This window comes from Mesorhizobium sp. M1273 (assembly GCF_040318195.1).
Classification (GTDB): Bacteria; Pseudomonadota; Alphaproteobacteria; order Rhizobiales; family Rhizobiaceae; genus Mesorhizobium.
In genome coordinates, this window is record NZ_JAMYLV010000012.1 from 22,885 (window position 1) to 40,326 (window position 17,442).

Below are 17,442 nucleotides of genomic sequence, written 5' to 3' on the forward strand. Positions count from 1 at the left end.
GACGCATCCTTTGCGCATCCAACCGGATGCTGCACGCTATACCAATGCGGTGGGCAACCAGCAGCGTTGTGAGATAGCCATGACTTGAATTTTCTGCCAATTGGCAGTATATTGTCTGCCAAGTGATGGAGGCCGGAATGAGTGTCGGTTATGCGGTTCGCGATCCTGCAAATCAGGCTTTGCCGGCAAATCTGGCGGATGCCTCGGCACGGGCGCGGCTCACGCCAGCGGCTGTTGCCGGCATCGTCAGGCTCGCAGACATCTGGCATCTGACCAGCACCGAGATCTGTACTTTGATCGGCGACGTGTCGGAGAGAACCTGGTTCCGCATGAAGAAAGGCGAGTGGGAGGGCGTTCTCTCCCAGGATTCGCTGACACGCATCAGCGCCCTGATCGGCATCTTCAAGGGACTGCGGCTTCTGTTCTCCGAAGCGCTTGCCGATGAATGGGTGCGGTTGCCGAACAAAGGGCCGCTTTATGGTGGCCGGCGCCCCCTGGACGTGATGATCGAGGGCGGCATTCCGAAGCTGCTGCAGGTTCGCCAACATATCGACGCTTTGCGCGGTGGACTTTGAATGCAGATCCCACCACGCGCTGACATTTCCCAGCGCGACACGATCCGGCTGATTTCGACAGGCAGGTTCAAGGAACCGGTCCTGATGCCGTTGGCCAGGAATCATGGAGATTTGGAGGACCTTGCGGAGCTCGAAGGAGCCACCAGCGGCCGCCTTCAGGCGCAGCAGGGGGGATTGCCCGACCTCGATCCGCGCGAACTGGTTTTCGGGAGACCGGGCTACACCTTCATCAATGCGGCGTTCGCTTACACCCGTCCGGGCGGCAATCGTTTCAACGATGATGCCAGGGGCGTCTGGTACTGTGCGTTCGATGCGGAAACCGCACTCGGCGAGGTCTCTTTTCATCTGACGCGCGAGCTTGCCGCAATCGAACGTTTCGAAAACGTCACCGACTACGCGGAGCTCGTTGCCGACTTCATAGGCTCGTTTCACGATCTGCGCGGTGCTGAGTTCAGCAAGGACCCGGTGCTCGATCCGGATACTGTCTTAGCCTATCCTGCCGGTCAGGCGCTGGCGAAGCAACTCCGCAAGCAAGACGCCGCGAGCGGCTTTGTCTATCCTTCCGTGAGACATGTCGGCGGGACCTGCCTTGCCGCCTTCCTTCCCGATCTCGTTCAGAATCTCCGGCAAGGCGGTATCTGGCGTCTGGAATGGCAGGGTTCATCTGTTCCCGCGATCACGCCCATATAGCGCCATCTCTAAAGCGCGTCGCGTTCGACCGGCCTCGTGCGACGCGCTTTAGGTTCTTTTTCTATGCATGTCGTTACCGCAAAACCGCTGCACATCTTTGCGCGACATGCATTAGCGCCGCCCGAACAGGCGACCATCGATGGTGACGAGGCCGAGCGCGATCAGCGCCATGCCGCCGAGTTCGAACAGTTCGAGCCGCTCGCCCAGGAACAGGAAACCGAGCAGGATGGCGCTTGCCGGCACGATGAGCGTGACCAGCGAGGCATTGGTGGCGCCGGCCGAGGCGACGAGATTGAAATAGAGGATGTAGGCGAAGGCCGTCGACAGCAGCGCCAGCGCCAGCACCGCCGCCCAGACCGGCGGCGAGGCCGAAAACAGATTGGCAGCGTCATAGGTGAACAGAACGACCGGGATCATGATGATGGTCGAGCAGGTCAATTGTCCGGCGGCAATGACCGGTGACGGCACACCCTTGAGGCGGCGGGCAATCATCAGCGCAACCGCATAGGATGCCGACGCTCCGATCAGCGCGAATTTCGCCCAGACCGGACCGCCGAGCCCGGCGACGAGGCCGGGGCCGATCATCACCGCCGTTCCCGCGATACCGAGGGCGATGCCGGCAAGCTTGTTCCACGACAGCTTTTCGTCGCTGGTCAGGGCGTTGGCGAGGATCAGCGTCCAGAACGGCGTCGTCGAATTGAGCACCGAGGCGACACCGGCGCCAAGCTCGGTCTGGCCGGCAAAGATCAGCGAGAAAGGGATGACATTGTTGGCGAGCGCCAGCGGGAAGAACAGGCCGGCATGCGGCAAGGCGAGGCGAAACGACGGGCCACGGACCGCAAGATAGAGCTGCAACGCGATCGCAGCTATGGTGACGCGGAACAGCACCAGCACCAGCGGCGGAAGTTCCGACACTGCGATACGGGCAAAGAAGAACGAGCCGCCCCAGATCGCGCCGAGCAGCAGAAGCTGCGCCCAGTCCTTGAGCACCATCGGACCGCGCATCGTGGTGGTGGCAGCTATCGCCATTGGTCGTCCTCCCAGACGAGATGCCTTGCTCTCTTCAGGCATCTGTTCACGCTCTACCCGATCCGGCCGCAAGGGCCACCCGAAACCTGAGCGATGGCCTAGCTCGCTCATAACCGGCGTGCAGCACCGGCGTAGCGCCGCGAAGCCAGGGCGGCGAGACATAGAATTGTTTTCATTAGCCGCTAGCTTGGATTAATTGTGCGCAGCCTCAGTCAAGGGATTCGTCCATGCAGCGATTCGAAAATGCCCGCGAGGCAGCGCTGGCGCTTCGCCCGGACGATCCGATCTATTGCTTCCGCCCGCAGGTGCTGAAGGCGGACGCCAAACAGTTCATGGGCATGTTTCCCGGCAAGACCGCCTATGCGGTCAAGACCAATGGCGAGCAGATCGTGCTCAACGCCCTGGTCGAGGCCGGCGTCGGTGCCTTCGATGTGGCCTCGCCCGGCGAATTCGCCGCCGTGCGCGCCGTCTCGCCGGACGCCGAGATGCTCTACATGCACCCCGTGAAGGCCCAGTCGGACATCAGGCTGGCGCTGGAAAAATACGCCATCCGCGTCATTTCGCTCGACCATGAGGACGAGGTCACCAAGCTGACCAGGGTGGTGCGGGCGCTCGACATCGATCCGGGCGCCATCACCGTGTTCGTGCGCATCCAGACGAAAGGCTCGGCGGCCTACGAACTGTCGAAGAAGTTTGGCGCCGGACCGGCCAATGCGGTCGAACTGGCCGAACGGCTGAACCGGACGGGCTACAAGGTCGGGCTGTGCTTTCACGTCGGCAGCCAGATCGAGGATCCCGACACCTATGAGCGGGCGCTGGCCTCCGCCGACTGGGTGCGCAACCGCGTCGGCTTCGACGTTGCCGGGCTCGATGTCGGCGGCGGGTTTCCCGCCGAATACGGTCATGATCCGAACAGCCGCAAGCCGGAAATGCCGTCGCTCGGCCAGATCATGTCGCGGCTGTCGGGCGACCTCCAGGAGTACCAGTTCGACCAGATGCCGCTGGTGGCCGAGCCCGGCCGGGTGATCGTGGCGCGCTGCCTGTCGCTGATCGTGCGCGTGCTGCTGCGCAAGGGCAAAAGGCTCTACATCAATGACGGCATCTGGGCATCGCTGTCGGATTCATGGACCGGCAAGATCACGCTGCCGGCGCGCTTCATCCCCGATCCGGCGATCCGCTCGCGCAATGGCGAGGACAAGACCATCGTGCCGTTCAAGGTCTGTGGCGCGACCTGCGATTCCGTCGACATATTGTCGCGGCCGTTCTGGCTGCCCGAAACAGTCGATACCGGCGACTGGATCGAGATCGGCCATATCGGGGCCTATTCGCTGTCGCTCAGAACACGGTTCAACGGCTTCTATCCCGACACCTTCGTCGAGGTGGCGACGCCGTTCGACGAAGGCGATGCACCGCAGGGGTTCGCCAGCCTGGAGACGATGGCGGATTAGTTAATGGTGGAATGGTGAATAGTGAATAGTGAATAGTGAATAGTGAATAGTGAATGGTGGTAGCTCTGGTGCTCAATGCGGCTCCGGTGCTATTCTTTTCACCATTCACCATTCACCATTCACCATTCACCATTCACCTCCTTCACAGCCTGGCCAGCAGCTCCGGAGTCGGCCAGCCGTCGACCGGCAGGCCCAGACGCATCTGCTCCTTACGGATGGCTTCGCGGGTGTTGGTGCCCAGGATGCCGTCGACGGTGCCCACGTCATAGCCTTTCGCTTCGAGCTTGGTCTGTAGCGCCTTCATCTGGTCGGCGTCGAGGCCGGGTTCGGGGTTGCGCGGATCGAATCGCGGCGCGCCCCCCAGTCGGGCGGCAAGATTTGCCGCGGTCAGGGCATAGGTGAAGGACTGGTTCCACTCGAGATAGACGTCGAAATTGTCGTAGGTCAGGAAGGCTGGCCCCTTGCGACCCATGGGCAGCGCCAGGCCGGCCTTCAGGCCGTTGTCGAGAAGCGGCGTACCGTCGGGCCTGGTAACGCCCCACTGGCTCCATTGCGTCAACGGCAGCTTGTTGGTGCGTCCCGTCTGCTCCCACGGCAAATCGTCAGGCACACGGACTTCCTCGATCCAGGGCTGGTCGCGCTTCCAGCCGCGCGACTGGATCTTGCTGGCCGTGCTCATGATCACGTCCGGCGCGCTGCCGCGCAGGTCGACCAGGCCGTCGCCGTCGCCGTCGACGCCGTGGCCGAGATAGTCGGAAGGCAACATCTGCGTCTGGCCGATCTCGCCGGCCCAGGCACCGGTCACGTCGGCCGGCACCACGCCGCGATCGATCAACATCAGCAGCGGCACGATCTGCGGCCGGAACAGCTGCGGACGGCGGCAGTCATGCGAGAGGCTCACCAGCGCGTTCAGCGTATGAAAATCGCCCTGCACGGCGCCAAAATCGGTCTCCAGGGCCCAGAAGGCGGCGATGACCGGCGCCTGCACGCCGTATTCGCGATCGGCGCGGACAAAGACCTCGGCATATTTTTGCAGATTGGCCGCACCTTGCTTCAGCCGATGCGACGAGATCATGCGGTTCGAGAATTCGATGAAGGTCTGGGTGAAGACGCCCTGGGCGCGGTCGCGTGCCAACGCCTTCTCATCGAGGGTGGCGTTTTCCAGCGCATCAAGGCCGGCAGCGCCGACGCCGGCCGCCCTGGCCTCCGCCGCCACGCCGTGCTTCCATGACTCGAAATCCCCGCCGCATTGCTGTGCCGCTGCCGGCACGGCGGTCAGGAGCAGCGCCGCGAGAAGTCCAAAGCGCAATCGCATCGCTATCCTTCCAAGAAGATTACCGGCGGTTGCAGGCATTCGTCGTTGGCTGTGTCGAAAAGCAGGCGGCAGGCCTGGTGTCAACGGGTGTTCTGCCGCAACCACTTCTTCCACGCGGCTTCGGAGCCGTTGAAGACGCTGATGTCGGCGTTTCCGGCCATGCCCGGCACGACACCCGTTCCGGTATACTGCCAGAAGGTGAAGGGATGGCTGCCGTATTTCTGGCGCGGGTGCCCGGCGACGGAGCGCAGCCAGTAGGGGTAATTGCGGAAGCCCGATAAACCGTTATCTTCGAAGAAATCGACAGACGTGTAGATGATTGGCTTCTTGCCGTAGTATTTTTCGACGATTTCGAGGAACGTGCTCATCTCGCTGCGTACCGTGGCGGGATCGGGCCGCAGCTTGCAGGTCGGCGATTTCGGGTTCCATTCCATGTCGAGAACCGGCGGCATCGCCGAGCTGTCTTTGGGCACGTTCTGGATGAACCAGCGCGCCTGGGTAGCGGCCGGCGTGCAAAAGTAGAAAAAATGATAGGCGGCACGGGGGATGCCCGACGCCCTGGTGCGGCTCCAATGCTCGTTGAAAGCTTCATCGAAACGGTCTCCGCCTTCGGTTGCCTTGATAAAGGCGAAGGAGATGCCGCTGGCCCTGGCCGCCGGCCAGTCGATCGATGTCTGGTATTTGGAGACGTCGGTGCCGTGGACGGCATAGCTCCACGGTGCGCCGCTGTCCCATTCATGCGGGTCGGAATCGGCAAAACGCGGCGCGCGTACCGCAACCATCGAGGCGCTGGACGACGATAGCGATGGCGTCAGATCCTCGACCGTCGAGCAGGCACCAAGCAGCATCAGCGTGATGAGAACCGCGAAACGGCGCATCGCTACTTCCCGAGCCGGTTTCAGCCGGCCGCTGATGGGTCTTTCCGCGGGTGGCCCCTCGACCGGGCGCAGCGTGTCTGAAACCGACTTACGCGGCGCACCTGGATCTTCGTTTCATGCATTCCCAAACCGTTACGCAGTTTTGGGACGCATGCATTCAAGCCCCGCCGGACGGTCACCCCACAGGATCGCCCGGTCTGTCCCAAGCGCGTCGCTTCGACGCGCTTGGCTCTTTTGTCTATGCATGTCGTTGTCCCACAACCGCTGCGCACTTCTGGGCGACATGCACCTGTGATCGCCGATCATGGTTGATATTCGGTTGACGGCGCTCGACAAGAGCCGCGATTTTGCCGAACAATGGCGGCAAATCGATGACATAGATCGCGCTCAGGGGAATTCGAAAAAATGCAGATCCTCCTGAAGTTCGTCAAATGGCTGCTCGGCCTGGCTGCGCTGGCCGCCGCGATACTCGCCGGCTGGCTGTATTTCGCGCCGCCGGAACTGATCCGCGTCGGTTCCGGCTATGCCGCCAAGATCGTCTGCTCGAACGTCTTCATCGCCGGGCGAGACGCCGACGACGTGCTCGCCGTCGATGTGCAGGCGCCGGGTCATCCGCTGCTGAAGCTGATGAGAGTGTCGGTGGACAAGGAGAAGGGAACGGTTTCGGCGGGCCTGTTCGGCGCGCTCGGCAAAAGTGTCGCGGTTGCGCGCGACGGGCTCGGCTGCGCCTCGGTTCCCGACGGCGATATTGCCGCCGCCAAGGCTGCCGCCGGAGCTGCACCGACGCCGGCGCCGCTGCCCGATCTGGTCTGGCCGGAGGGCGACAAGGCCGATGCCTCGCAGGATCCCGAGGTCGCGAAAGTCCTCGACGATCCAGCCATGAATGGCGCCGGCATGCGGGCGGTCGTGGTGGTCAAGAACGGCCGCATCGTCGCTGAGCGTTATGGCGACGGCTTTTCCGAAAAGACGCCGCTATTGGGCTGGTCAATGACCAAGACGGTGAATGCGGCGATCGTCGGCACGCTGGTGAAGGAGGGCAAGCTGGCGATGACCAACCAGGGCCTGTTCGGTCCCTGGAAGGGAGATGGCCGCGCCGTGATCAGCCTCGCCGACATGATGGCGATGTCGAGCGGGCTGGAATTCAACGAGGATTATGGCGACGTCGCCGACGTAACGCGCATGCTCTATCTCGAACCGGACATGGCCGGCTTTGCCGGATCCAAGCCGCTGACCGGCGAGATCGGCAAGGTGTTTTCCTATTCGAGCGGCACGGCGGTGATGCTGTCCCGATTGTGGCAGGACGCAATCGGCGACAAGGACAAGGCACTGGCGTGGCCGAGGACCGCGCTGTTCGATCCGCTCGGTATGCACAGCGCTGTGCTTGAGGCCGACGAGCACGGCACCTTCGTCGGCTCGTCCTATCTCTATGCCACGGCACGCGACTGGGCGCGCTTCGGCCAGTTCCTGCTGCAGGGCGGCGTCTGGAACGGCAAGGAGATCCTGCCCGCCGGCTTCGTCGACTGGATGCGGGAACCGGCAACTGCCTCGAAAGTCTACGGCAAGGGGCAATTATGGATAGAAGGACCGGGCGACGAAGAAAACCCCGGCGCCGGCGTTGCCGCAGGTCTGCCGAAGGACACCTATTGGATGGAGGGACATGACGGGCAGACGGTCGCCATCATCCCCTCCGAGCAGCTGGTTGTGGTGCGGCTCGGGCTGACGCCGGCCAGGCTCGGCTATCGGCCGCAGGTGATGGTGGCGGCGCTGGTCAAGGCGCTGCACTGAGGAATGCGGCGGTCGCAGTCTTGTCTATGCGGCTGTCGTCAAAGGCTTGGCGCGATCAACACGCGCCCGCTCGTCGGGTGAGTTCATAACCGTCCAAAGATCATTACGGCGCTGGACGTTCAACCAGAAATCCGGGCTGTTGCCAAACACCCGCGCCAGAATGAGCGCGGTAGCCGCCGTCACGTTGCGGCGGCCGTTGCACAATTCGTTCACATGCTTGCGCTGGACGCTCATAGCTTCGGCCAAAGCCGCCTGTGTCAGGCCGAGTGGTTGCATGAATTCTTCCGTAAGAATTTCGCCAACCGTTGCTGGCTTGCGTGCGGTCATCAACATGTCTCACCTCACTTATATATAACTGTGGTCGTCGAGATAGATGTCCGACGCCTCGCCCCGGCCCCCGTCCCAGCGGAAGACCAGCCGCCATTGTTTGTCGACACGGATCAAATGGAAGCCTTCGAGATTGCCGCGCAACTTCTCGAAATGGTTGCTCGGCGGCACACTCAAATCCTGATCGATCGCCGCGTCGTCAATCATCTGGAGCTTGCGGAACAAGCGGCTTTCGAGATCGGGCGGAATATTGCGGGAATGGGTGTCGTCCACGAAGAAAGCCCGCAGCCATCCATCTCTAAATCCGATGATCATCCCATGCTTCCGGCGAGGAGATAATGTACCACTCCTTGGGTCACATGGCAATGTGTGATTTAGCCAATTAACTGATTTCAGCCACGGCCCCCATTTAGGATTGGAGCCCCAAAACCTTCCACGCCAAAATTGATATTAGATGGCGATCTTGATCACGGCGAGCCAGCTGTAGCCGCGATAAAGTGTTCTGAATCGAAGGCTTGCACCAACTCTCGCAGATTCCGATTCCAGGACGTCGCGCAGGACTTCACGCGGCTCGACATGGAATTTTTTCAGCCAGCCGCGCAACAGCTTGCGGAACCAGCTGGGCAAGGCTTCCTGCTGGCCAAAATCGACGACATGCAGCGAGCCGCCCGGTGACAGAGCAGCAAGAGCCGCGGATACCGTCTTTTCCCAGCCGGGGATCATCGACAGCGAATATGAGACAAAGACGCGGTCGAAACTTTCGACGCCGAACAGCGCTTTCGCGTCGAAATTCGTGGCATCGCCGCGCGCCAGCGTGACGCGGCCGGAGAGGCCTTCGCGCGCGAGGGCGGCAGTCGCCGTCTCCAGCATCTCGGCCGAAATATCGAGGCCGAAGAGGCGCGCGCCGGGATAGCGGCGGGCGGCGAGGATGATGTTGCGGCCGGTGCCGCAGCCGAGCTCGAGCACGGTGCCGCCGGCCGGCACATCCAGTCCGGCGATAAGCTGGTCGCGGCCGAGCAGATAGTATTTGCGGGTCAGGTCGTAGATATGACGCTGCCAGCGGTAGACGCCGTCCATCAGCTCGGCATGGCTGGCCGGCAAGTCGGTCGTGCTCATCAGGACCGCTTCACATAGAGATGGAAGCCGCCATAGATGGCCGAGCGGTCGCGCGCCGAAAACTCGCGCGAGGCGTCGTTCTCGTAGCGCCACTGATCGAGCAGCGAATTCGAGACGCGGCCGGGCAGCAGGCTGGGTTCCGCTGCGGTGCGGAAGATGACGCGGGCGCCGGTTGAGGCGGTTCGGGTGATCTCGGCCCACAACCCGTTGAGCTGGTGGTCGGTCATCCAGTCCTGTGCATCGAGCAGCACGAAGCGATCCACCGAGCCGGCATCCTTGCCGGCAAGGAACTCGATCAGATTGGCGTGGTGGATGGCAACGCGATCGACATTGTTGCGGATCGTCTTGTAGTTGCGCTTTTCGAGATAGGCGGGCAGGGCGGCCTCGCTCGGATCAGGGTAGCGGCGGGCGAAAGCCTGCCAGGCGAAATAATTGGTCTTCAGCGGAAAATCGCAGGCGAGCTTTTCCAGTCGTGCCTTCAGCACGCTGGCCATGGTGCCGTCACCCGAGGTGATCAGCGAATCGTACTGGGCCGGCGGAATGCCGAGGCCGAACAGCGAGGCTTTTCGCGAGGTCGCCCATTTCAGCAGCGGTTTTTCGAAGACCGGCGCCAGCTCTTCGTCAAAGAAGCGGCGCTGATCGGCGATGCTCTTGGCGTCCATGATGCCGGCCGGGTCGACGCCGAAGAATTTTGCCGTGCGGTGGCCTATGGCGATGAACAGGCCAAGCAGGCCGGTCTGGTAGAAATTGCGGTCGAACACAGCGATGCGGCGACGGCCGCGCCAGTTGCGGCGCTCCCAATAATGGCGGCTGACCGGGTCGAGATGCGGTGCGATGAAGCGATCGTAGGCCTGTGAATTGTGCCCGGTCTCAGCCGCGCCGAAGAAACGGAACAGGTCGCCCTGCGACGGCAGGTGACGGACGGCTTCGAGCTTCATGCGGTTCAGCGCGATATGGGCAGCGTTGAGGTCGACGGCATCGATCCTTTCCGGCGAGCGGGTGAGATAGGCAAGGATGTTACAGCCGCCGGAGGCAATGGTGACGATGCGGTGGCCCGTCCCGAGCTGCATCGCGTCCATGTCGATTTCGGGGTCTTCCCAGATCTGCGGATAGACGAGGCCGGAGAACAGGAAGGCGAACAGGCGCTCGGAGATGCCGGCTTTCGACAGCGGGCGGTTCTGGTAGACGGCCTTGCCGACTTCCTTGCCGCGGCGAAAAACCAGGTCCCCAGAAATGTCCGTCATGGCAAGGCGATTCCCCGTTTGCTTTGGCGCAAGCCGGTAGCGCAGGGTGATGACAGGCCAGTGACAGCCTGTTGACGCCGGCTCAAGCATTGCTGTGGCGCGCAAAATTAGGTGGTGCCTTGGCACAACCTTACTTGGCAGCGAATTTGGCTGGAAAATCGAGGGCCAGTCGAATCGTAGTTCATGAATCTACGATCAATCCGTAGAGGCAGGCGAGCATCCCCAAATGTCGGTTCCGGTGTCGCAGTTTTCATGAGTTTGTCAGCGGTTGAAACCAAGATAGCCAAATGTATTTGTACAGAAAGTGAGCATCAACCAAAGAGGGCTTGTGCAGAATATGCACCACAGCACGATCACCGTTCGAAACACTTGATCATGAGGGAATGTGAACGGATCGATCTTGGGATGACCTAAGAGTTTTGATAAGGGCGGCACATAATTACCTGTAGCGGCAGCATGCATCGTCTTAGAAAAATGTTTCCATCTTAGAAAAATGAAGCAAGCCCAAAATGCAGGAAAAAGCGTCAGTGCGAATATCATCTTTAGCGGTATGGGTTGCCCGCCGTGAATGATCCACCCAGGGCAACTACTTCGCGCTGGGTCGACCAGCGAAAAGATGAAGGCCTCCACAACAACTCCCAAAAAACAGACTATAGCTCCCCACTTAGCAACCCTTCGACAGAAATCTGGATCATAGTTCGGGAGGCGCGTATACTCATCCATATGGGTGCTAAGTCCTCATCGGTCCTGGAAGTCTTTGGTATAGAATGGCGAAGCTGCTCTTCGCCCTTGAGGGTTTGATCCGCCCGCCGACATCGAAATTGCGCCCGCAACCCTTTTTGGCCCACGGTCGGTTTGGTCCCGCCGGATCGCTCTCAGCCCCCTGCTTTCCATAGGCCCCCTGCTTTCCATAGCTTGCGCAATCGTGCCCGCCGTTTTCCCACCTTGCCCTGCCTAGGCGGCCGATATCATCTTATCTTGCGCGTTACACTTGCGCGTTACGACTTGCCAAATCCACCTGGGGTCGGCGTCGTCACGATGACCGCCTCGCCAGCGTCGAGGATGGTCTGATCGCAGGCTTTCAGCGTCTCGATCGCGCCGGTCTTGCGGCGGACCTTGGTCGAACCGGCCTCGCCATCGCCGCCTCCGTCCAGTCCCCGCGGCGGGCGGTTGCGATGCGAGGACAGGATCGCGCATTCCATTTTTTCGAGGAAGCGGATAGTGCGCCTGGTGCCGTCGCCGGCATTCCATTTGCCTTCGCCGCCGGAGCCTTCGCGGATATGAAAATCCTCCAGCAATACCGGGAAACGCAGTTCCAGCACTTCTGGATCGGTCAGGCGCGAATTGGTCATATGGGTGTGGACGCCGGAGGTGCCGGCAAAACCGCGGCCGTCGTTCATCCGGCCAGCCGGCGAGCCCGAGCAGATCGTCTCGTAATACTGGTACTGCTTGTTGCCGAAGGTGAGATTGTTCATCGTGCCTTGCGCATTGGCCATCGCGCCCATGGCGCCGAACAGCGCGTTGGTGACGTGCTGCGAGGTCTCGACATTACCGGCGACGACCGCCGCGGGATAGGCGGGCTTCAGCATCGAGCCGTCGGGAATGATGATGTTGATCGGCCGCAGACATCCGGCATTCATCGGAATGTTGTCTTCGACCATGACGCGGAAGGCATAAAGCACAGCGGCTCGGGCGACTGGCTCTGGCGCATTGAAATTGTTCTTCATCACCGGCGACGTTCCGGTGAAGTCGACGGTCGCTTCGCGCTTCCGCCGGTCGACCGATATCTTCACCTTGATCATTTGGCCGGTGTCGGTCGGGTATTCGTATTCGGAACTGTCGGGCAGCCGCTCCAGAACGCGGCGCACGCTTTCGGCGGCATTGTCCTGGACATGGCCCATATAGGCTTCGACCACATTGAGGCCGAAATGGGCGACCATCTTGCGCAGCTCGGCGACGCCCTTTTCGTTCGCGGCGATCTGCGCCTTGAGGTCGGCGATGTTCTGGTGCGGATTGCGCGCCGGGTAGGGGTGGTCGGTGAGCAGCGTCTCCAGGTCCTTCTCGCGGAACCGGCCGCGATCGACGATGCGGAAATTGTCAAACAGCACGCCTTCCTCGTCGACGGTTGTGGCAAGCGGCGTCATCGAGCCGGGCGCGGTGCCGCCGATGTCGGCATGATGGCCACGCGAGGCGACGTAGAAGAGGATCTCCTCCCCCGTCGAGGGGGAGGTGGCGGCGAAGCCGCCGGAGGGGGTCGTTGCGGCAGTGCTCGACGCACTTGTGGTGCCTTCTGCGAGGACCCCACCCGGCCGCTTCGCGGCCACCCTCCCCTCAAGGGGGAGGGAAAACACCGGCGTCACCACTGTGATATCAGGCAGATGGGTGCCGCCATTGTAAGGTGCGTTCAGCGCAAAGACGTCGCCGGGATGGATGTCGCCGGAGTTCAACCGGATGATGGTTTCCACCGAGCGGTCCATCGAGCCGAGATGCACCGGCATATGCGGCGCGTTGGCGACCAGCGCGCCATTCCGGTCGAAGACGGCACAGGAGAAGTCGAGGCGCTCCTTGATATTGACCGAATAGGCGGTGTTCTGCAGCGTCACGCCCATCTGCTCGGCGATCGACATGAACAGGTTGTTGAAGACCTCCAGCATCACCGGATCGGCTTCGGTGCCGAGTGCGGCGTGTCGGCGCTTCTTCTCGACGCGCCGCATCAACACGTGATCCTTGGCGGTGATCTCGGCCTGCCAGCCCGGCTCGACGACAATGGTCTGGTTTGGCTCGATGATCAAAGCGGGGCCGGCGATCTTGTTACCAGGCTTCAGCGTTTCGCGAGGGAAAATGCCGGCGTCGCGCCAGACGCCGTCGACAAAGATTTTCCGGTTCCCGGAAGGACTTGCGGCCATGTCTTCAACAACTGAATCGCTTTCGTCGCGGCCGGTGCCGCCGGTATCGGTACCTTCGACGCCGATCGACTCAACGATCATCGGCTTGTCGTCGTAGACGAAACCGAACTGTGCCTTGTGCGCCGATTCGAAGTCCGCCTTGGCCTGCGCAATCGAGCCGTGCCCGAAGTTCACAGGCAGCGCGGTATCGGTGCCGTCGTAGCGGATCTGCAGCACCGGTCTCGAGACGACCGCGTCTTCGCTGATGCCTTGCGCGGCGAGTTCGTCGATGACGGCTTTGCGCAGCGTTGCGATGAGTTCATCGATCGCTGGCCCGGAATTGTCCGCCAGCGGCTTCAGCAGCGCCTGCTGGCGTGACGCAAATACAGAGGATAGGCCGATGCCGTATGCCGAGAGCAGGCCTGAGAAGGGATGGATCAGCACCGCCTCCATGCCGAGCGCATCGGCGACCAGGCAAGCGTGCTGGCCGCCGGCGCCGCCGAAGCAGTTCAGGAGGTATTCGGTGACATCGTAGCCGCGCTGCACCGAAATCTTCTTGATGGCGTTGGCCATGTTTTCGACGGCGATGGTGATGAACCCTTCGGCGACGGTTTCCGGGGAGCGGCCGTCGCCGATCTCGGCGGCAAGGGCCGCGAATTTTTCGCGAACCGTCTGGACGTCGAGCGGTTCGTCCTGGCCCGGTCCAAAAATAGCCGGGAAGAACTCGGGCTGCAGCTTGCCCAGCATGACATTGGCGTCGGTGACGGCCAACGGGCCGCCGCGCCTATAGGCGGCCGGGCCGGGATTGGCGCCGGCCGAATCCGGCCCGGCGCGAAAGCGGCCGGCCTCGTAATGCAGGATCGAGCCGCCGCCTGCAGCGACGGTGTGGATGCGCATCATCGGCGCGCGGATGCGCACGCCGGCGACCTCGGTGTCGAAGGTGCGCTCGTAGTCGCCATCGTAATGGGCGACATCGGTGGAGGTGCCGCCCATGTCGAAGCCTATGACCTTGCCGAAACCGGCGAGTTTTGCCGTCTCGACCATGCCGACGACGCCGCCGGCCGGGCCGGACAACAGCGCATCCTTGCCCTGGAACATGTCGGCGGCGGTGAGGCCGCCCGACGACATCATGAACATGAGGCGAGGAGATTGGCCGATCTCCCCCCCTGTGGGGGAGATGCCCGGCAGGGCAGAGGGGGGCGCCGTAGGGTGCTTTGTGTCATGATTGGCGTCACTAAGATGCTGAGATGCTGGCGGGACAGCGCCCCCGTCTGTCGGCTTCGCCGACATCTCCCCCACGAGGGGGGAGATTGGAGCCACGCCCAGCTCACCGGCAACCCTTTGCACATACCTAGCCAGGATCGGCGACAGGTAGGCGTCGACCACGGTGGTGTCGCCGCGGCCGACCAGCTTGATCAGCGGCGAGACCTCGTGACTGACCGAGACCTGCGAAAATCCGAGTTTTCTGCAGACCTTCGCAACTGCCTTTTCGTGATCGGGATGTTTCCAGGCATGCATGAAGACGATCGCGACCGCATCGATGCCGTCCGCCTTGGCTTGCTCAATAGCCGGGCGTACAGAAGCAATGTCGAGCAGGCGCTCGACACTGCCGTCGGCGCGAACCCTTTCGTCGATCTCGACGACGCGCTCATAGAGCTGTTCGGGAAGGATGATCTGCTTGGCAAAGATATCTGGCCTGGCCTGATAGGCAATCCTCAGCGCATCGCGGAAGCCTTTGGTGATGAGCAGCAGCACACGGTCGCCCTTGCGCTCGAGAAGCGCATTGGTGGCAACCGTGGTGCCCATCTTGACATCGCCGATCAGAGCGGAGGGGATTGGAGCGCCGGGTTGGACGCCGAGCAAATCGCGAATGCCCTGGATGGCAGCGTCGGCATAGGCTTCGGGATTCTCGGACAGCAGCTTGCGCGGGTGCAGCGCGCCTTGCGGGTCACGGCCGATGACATCTGTGAAGGTGCCGCCACGGTCGATCCAGAAATCCCATTTTGCAGTCACTGCGGCGGCTCCCGGGATTTTTCCCTGTTCGATCTGTTAGCTTGCGAGGCCCTAACCGGCAATCGTCAAATGATTGGAATATGTTACAGGCAGAAATGCAACGTTACGAAACTCATGCGCAGCTTACGCATTGTGTCCTCGACCGCCGCCGGTAACGGAGGCGTGATTAGAGGAGAGATATCATGAAGAAACTCATTCTTGCGTCGGTGTCGGCGCTTGCGTTGCTTGGCCTTGCCGCCTGCAGCAACAGCGGCACCGACAACACCACGACGCAGAGCACCAACCCGCCGGCATCCGACCAGACGATGAAACCGGCTGCTCCTGACGCAAACAAGCCTGCCGAGCCGGCTCCGGCTCCGGCGCCTGCGCCGGCTGCTCCGGCTCAGTAGTCAATGTGACAACCAAGGAAAGGCTGGCCTCACAGGCCGGCCTTTCTGCTGCTTACGATACCAGCGCCTGGCGGCCGAGTGCGACGACGTGAGCGCTGGCGCCAGCCGCCTCAGGCATTGCGCCAAATCGATTGGGCCAGCCCCTGCGGCACTGTCTTGGCTTGATAGCGATGGGTGGTTGGTCCTATGAAGCCCCCATGTCGATTTGGGACCGCCTTGGCGACTTCGTCACACGCGTTTCATCTTCAGCGTCGTCAGGCGTCGCCGAAGTGGTCGAGGCCGTGCGCACGGTTTTCTCCGGCGATGCCGATCTGCGCCGGCGCGTCGCCTTCTCGGTGGCGATGATCGCCCTGTCGGCCAAGATGGCCAAGGCAGACGGCATCGTCACGCAAGACGAGGTGCGCGCCTTCCAGGAAATATTCGAGGTGCCGAAGGAACAGAGGCGCAATGTGGCGCGGCTCTACGATTTGGCCAAACGCGACATTGCCGGTTTCGAGACCTATGCCGAGCGGATGGCGCAGCTTTGCGGTTCGGGCCATTCGAACTGCCTGATGCTCGAGGATATACTCGACGGGCTGTTCCACATCGCCAAGGCCGACGGGCTGGTGCATGAGCGCGAGGGCGAATTCCTGCATCGCATCGCCGAGATATTCCGCATCGATGAGGCGCATTACCAGAGCATCCTGGCCCGGCATGTCGATCTGGGTGCCGCCGATCCCTATGTTGTGCTCGGCATCGAGCGCGGGAAGCCGTTCGAGGAGGTCCGCAGGCGCTACCGCAAGCTGGTCTCCGACAATCATCCGGACCGGCTGATCGCACGCGGCCTGCCGCAGGAATTCATCAAGATCGCGACGACCAGGCTGGCGGCGATCAACGCGGCCTATGAAATGATCGAGCGAGGCCTGCGGCACGCATGAGCGGCTTTCCGCCCGATGAGCCGAGCGCCGAGGTCAGGGTATCGCCGAATTTCGGACCACGGCGCGGGACGCTCGGACCCGATATGATCGTGCTGCACTACACCGGCATGGCTACCGGCGCCGGTGCCGAGGCATGGTTGTGCGATCCGGCAAGCGAGGTCTCGTCGCACTACCTGGTCCATGAGGACGGCCGCATTGTTCAGATGGTAAGGGAAAGCGACCGCGCCTGGCATGCCGGCAAGAGCTCGTGGGTCGGACAGAGCGACATCAACTCCTGTTCGATCGGCATCGAGATCGTCAATCCGGGGCATACGCTCGGCTATCGCAACTTTGCAAAACCGCAGATCGGTGCGGTGATCGGCCTGTGCGCCGGCATCATCGAGCGCCATTCCATTCCGGCGCAGCGGGTGCTTGCCCATTCCGACGTGGCACCGGGGCGCAAGGTCGATCCAGGCGAGAAATTTCCATGGAAGGCCTTGTTTGCCGTCGGTATCGGCCATGTTGTGCCGGCAGCACCGATCCGGCGCGGCGCCGTGCTGAAGCCAGGCGATACCGGCGCCGAGGTAGAGGCGCTGCAGTCGATGCTGGCGCTCTATGGTTATGGCGTCGAGATCACCGGCGCCTTCGATCGGCAGACCGAAATCGTGGTAGAGGCATTTCAGCGGCATTTCCGGCAGCGCCTGGTCGATGGCATGGCTGATGGATCGACGATCCGCACGCTGGAAAGGCTGCTCGCTTCCGTAAGGATAGCCTCTCTCAAATAATCTTTTGCCAGCTTAAAAATTACAATCTGTTACTCAAAGTGACTTGCGTCGCCTTCTTTGGCGCCAA

The 17,442-nt window shown here is 61.9% G+C and carries 15 protein-coding genes; 7 read left to right on the plus strand and 8 right to left on the minus strand.

The features are described from left to right. The first annotated feature begins 137 nt into the window (after positions 1-137). Complete coding sequence (locus tag NKH30_RS14945) at positions 138-575, plus strand: antitoxin Xre/MbcA/ParS toxin-binding domain-containing protein (protein WP_352501077.1); 438 nt, start codon at positions 138-140, stop codon at positions 573-575. An 84-nt stretch (positions 576-659) separates the two neighbouring features. Continuing rightward, positions 660-1,265: an RES family NAD+ phosphorylase gene (locus NKH30_RS14950; RefSeq protein WP_352995990.1), complete on the plus strand. Its 606-nt coding sequence runs from the start codon at positions 660-662 to the stop codon at positions 1,263-1,265. A gap of 111 nt (positions 1,266-1,376) precedes the next feature. Here NKH30_RS14950 and NKH30_RS14955 read toward each other — a convergent pair whose 3' ends face one another. Then, a complete protein-coding gene (locus tag NKH30_RS14955) occupies positions 1,377-2,294 on the minus strand; it encodes a DMT family transporter (RefSeq protein ID WP_352995992.1) in 918 nt (305 codons plus the stop codon). A gap of 227 nt (positions 2,295-2,521) precedes the next feature. Between NKH30_RS14955 and NKH30_RS14960 the strand changes: the two genes are divergently transcribed. Further along, a complete protein-coding gene (locus NKH30_RS14960; RefSeq protein WP_352539504.1) occupies positions 2,522-3,742 on the plus strand; it encodes an alanine racemase in 1,221 nt (406 codons plus the stop codon). 142 nt (positions 3,743-3,884) lie between these two features. Here NKH30_RS14960 and NKH30_RS14965 read toward each other — a convergent pair whose 3' ends face one another. Both NKH30_RS14965 and NKH30_RS14970 read right to left on the minus strand, forming a co-directional pair. Continuing rightward, positions 3,885-5,057 (minus strand): lytic murein transglycosylase, encoded by a 1,173-nt coding sequence (locus NKH30_RS14965; protein WP_352501074.1) that lies wholly within the window; start codon positions 5,055-5,057, stop codon positions 3,885-3,887. A gap of 80 nt (positions 5,058-5,137) precedes the next feature. Next, positions 5,138-5,935: a glycoside hydrolase family 25 protein gene (locus NKH30_RS14970; RefSeq protein ID WP_502893719.1), complete on the minus strand. Its 798-nt coding sequence runs from the start codon at positions 5,933-5,935 to the stop codon at positions 5,138-5,140. Between the two features lie 405 nt (positions 5,936-6,340). On the opposite strand from NKH30_RS14970, the gene NKH30_RS14975 reads away from it, so the two are divergent. Then, positions 6,341-7,720, plus strand: coding sequence for a serine hydrolase domain-containing protein (locus NKH30_RS14975; RefSeq protein ID WP_352820361.1), 1,380 nt, complete (start codon positions 6,341-6,343; stop codon positions 7,718-7,720). 24 nt (positions 7,721-7,744) lie between these two features. Here NKH30_RS14975 and NKH30_RS14980 read toward each other — a convergent pair whose 3' ends face one another. From NKH30_RS14980 to NKH30_RS15000, 5 genes are all read right to left on the minus strand, one after another. Continuing rightward, entirely contained in the window at positions 7,745-8,053 is a 309-nt protein-coding gene (locus NKH30_RS14980; protein ID WP_352820363.1) for a HigA family addiction module antitoxin, read from the minus strand. 12 nt (positions 8,054-8,065) lie between these two features. Further along, complete coding sequence (locus NKH30_RS14985) at positions 8,066-8,362, minus strand: type II toxin-antitoxin system RelE/ParE family toxin (protein WP_352995995.1); 297 nt, start codon at positions 8,360-8,362, stop codon at positions 8,066-8,068. Between the two features lie 135 nt (positions 8,363-8,497). Then, positions 8,498-9,163, minus strand: a complete 666-nt coding sequence (locus NKH30_RS14990; RefSeq protein ID WP_352995997.1) for a class I SAM-dependent methyltransferase — start codon at positions 9,161-9,163, stop codon at positions 8,498-8,500. Beyond that, positions 9,163-10,407: a BtaA family protein gene (locus NKH30_RS14995; protein WP_352995999.1), complete on the minus strand. Its 1,245-nt coding sequence runs from the start codon at positions 10,405-10,407 to the stop codon at positions 9,163-9,165. Before NKH30_RS14995 ends, NKH30_RS14990 begins: the two co-directional genes overlap by 1 nt. Positions 10,408-11,405: 998 nt before the next feature. Next, complete coding sequence (locus NKH30_RS15000) at positions 11,406-15,305, minus strand: hydantoinase B/oxoprolinase family protein (RefSeq protein ID WP_352996001.1); 3,900 nt, start codon at positions 15,303-15,305, stop codon at positions 11,406-11,408. Positions 15,306-15,487: 182 nt separating this feature from the next. On the opposite strand from NKH30_RS15000, the gene NKH30_RS15005 reads away from it, so the two are divergent. From NKH30_RS15005 to NKH30_RS15015, 3 genes are all read left to right on the plus strand, one after another. Continuing rightward, the gene (locus NKH30_RS15005) at positions 15,488-15,694 is read left to right on the plus strand and encodes a hypothetical protein (protein ID WP_023676780.1); all 207 of its coding nucleotides are present in this window, start codon (positions 15,488-15,490) and stop codon (positions 15,692-15,694) included. A gap of 197 nt (positions 15,695-15,891) precedes the next feature. Beyond that, the gene (locus tag NKH30_RS15010; RefSeq protein WP_352471547.1) at positions 15,892-16,611 is read left to right on the plus strand and encodes a TerB family tellurite resistance protein; all 720 of its coding nucleotides are present in this window, start codon (positions 15,892-15,894) and stop codon (positions 16,609-16,611) included. Beyond that, entirely contained in the window at positions 16,608-17,375 is a 768-nt protein-coding gene (locus tag NKH30_RS15015) for an N-acetylmuramoyl-L-alanine amidase (protein WP_352996003.1), read from the plus strand. Before NKH30_RS15010 ends, NKH30_RS15015 begins: the two co-directional genes overlap by 4 nt. Positions 17,376-17,442 lie beyond the last annotated feature (67 nt).

Coding starts and splice junctions, on each gene's coding strand:
- NKH30_RS14960 (WP_352539504.1), top strand. CDS start 2,522: ATGCAGCGATTCGAAAATGCCCGCGAGGCAGCGCTGGCGCTTCGCCCG.
- NKH30_RS15015 (WP_352996003.1), top strand. CDS start 16,608: ATGAGCGGCTTTCCGCCCGATGAGCCGAGCGCCGAGGTCAGGGTATCG.
- NKH30_RS15005 (WP_023676780.1), top strand. CDS start 15,488: ATGAAGAAACTCATTCTTGCGTCGGTGTCGGCGCTTGCGTTGCTTGGC.
- NKH30_RS14975 (WP_352820361.1), top strand. CDS start 6,341: ATGCAGATCCTCCTGAAGTTCGTCAAATGGCTGCTCGGCCTGGCTGCG.
- NKH30_RS14955 (WP_352995992.1), bottom strand. CDS start 2,294: ATGGCGATAGCTGCCACCACCACGATGCGCGGTCCGATGGTGCTCAAG.
- NKH30_RS14950 (WP_352995990.1), top strand. CDS start 660: ATGCCGTTGGCCAGGAATCATGGAGATTTGGAGGACCTTGCGGAGCTC.
- NKH30_RS14990 (WP_352995997.1), bottom strand. CDS start 9,163: ATGAGCACGACCGACTTGCCGGCCAGCCATGCCGAGCTGATGGACGGC.
- NKH30_RS14980 (WP_352820363.1), bottom strand. CDS start 8,053: ATGTTGATGACCGCACGCAAGCCAGCAACGGTTGGCGAAATTCTTACG.
- NKH30_RS14995 (WP_352995999.1), bottom strand. CDS start 10,407: ATGACGGACATTTCTGGGGACCTGGTTTTTCGCCGCGGCAAGGAAGTC.
- NKH30_RS14945 (WP_352501077.1), top strand. CDS start 138: ATGAGTGTCGGTTATGCGGTTCGCGATCCTGCAAATCAGGCTTTGCCG.
- NKH30_RS14985 (WP_352995995.1), bottom strand. CDS start 8,362: ATGATCATCGGATTTAGAGATGGATGGCTGCGGGCTTTCTTCGTGGAC.
- NKH30_RS15010 (WP_352471547.1), top strand. CDS start 15,892: ATGTCGATTTGGGACCGCCTTGGCGACTTCGTCACACGCGTTTCATCT.
- NKH30_RS14965 (WP_352501074.1), bottom strand. CDS start 5,057: ATGCGATTGCGCTTTGGACTTCTCGCGGCGCTGCTCCTGACCGCCGTG.
- NKH30_RS14970 (WP_502893719.1), bottom strand. CDS start 5,935: ATGCGCCGTTTCGCGGTTCTCATCACGCTGATGCTGCTTGGTGCCTGC.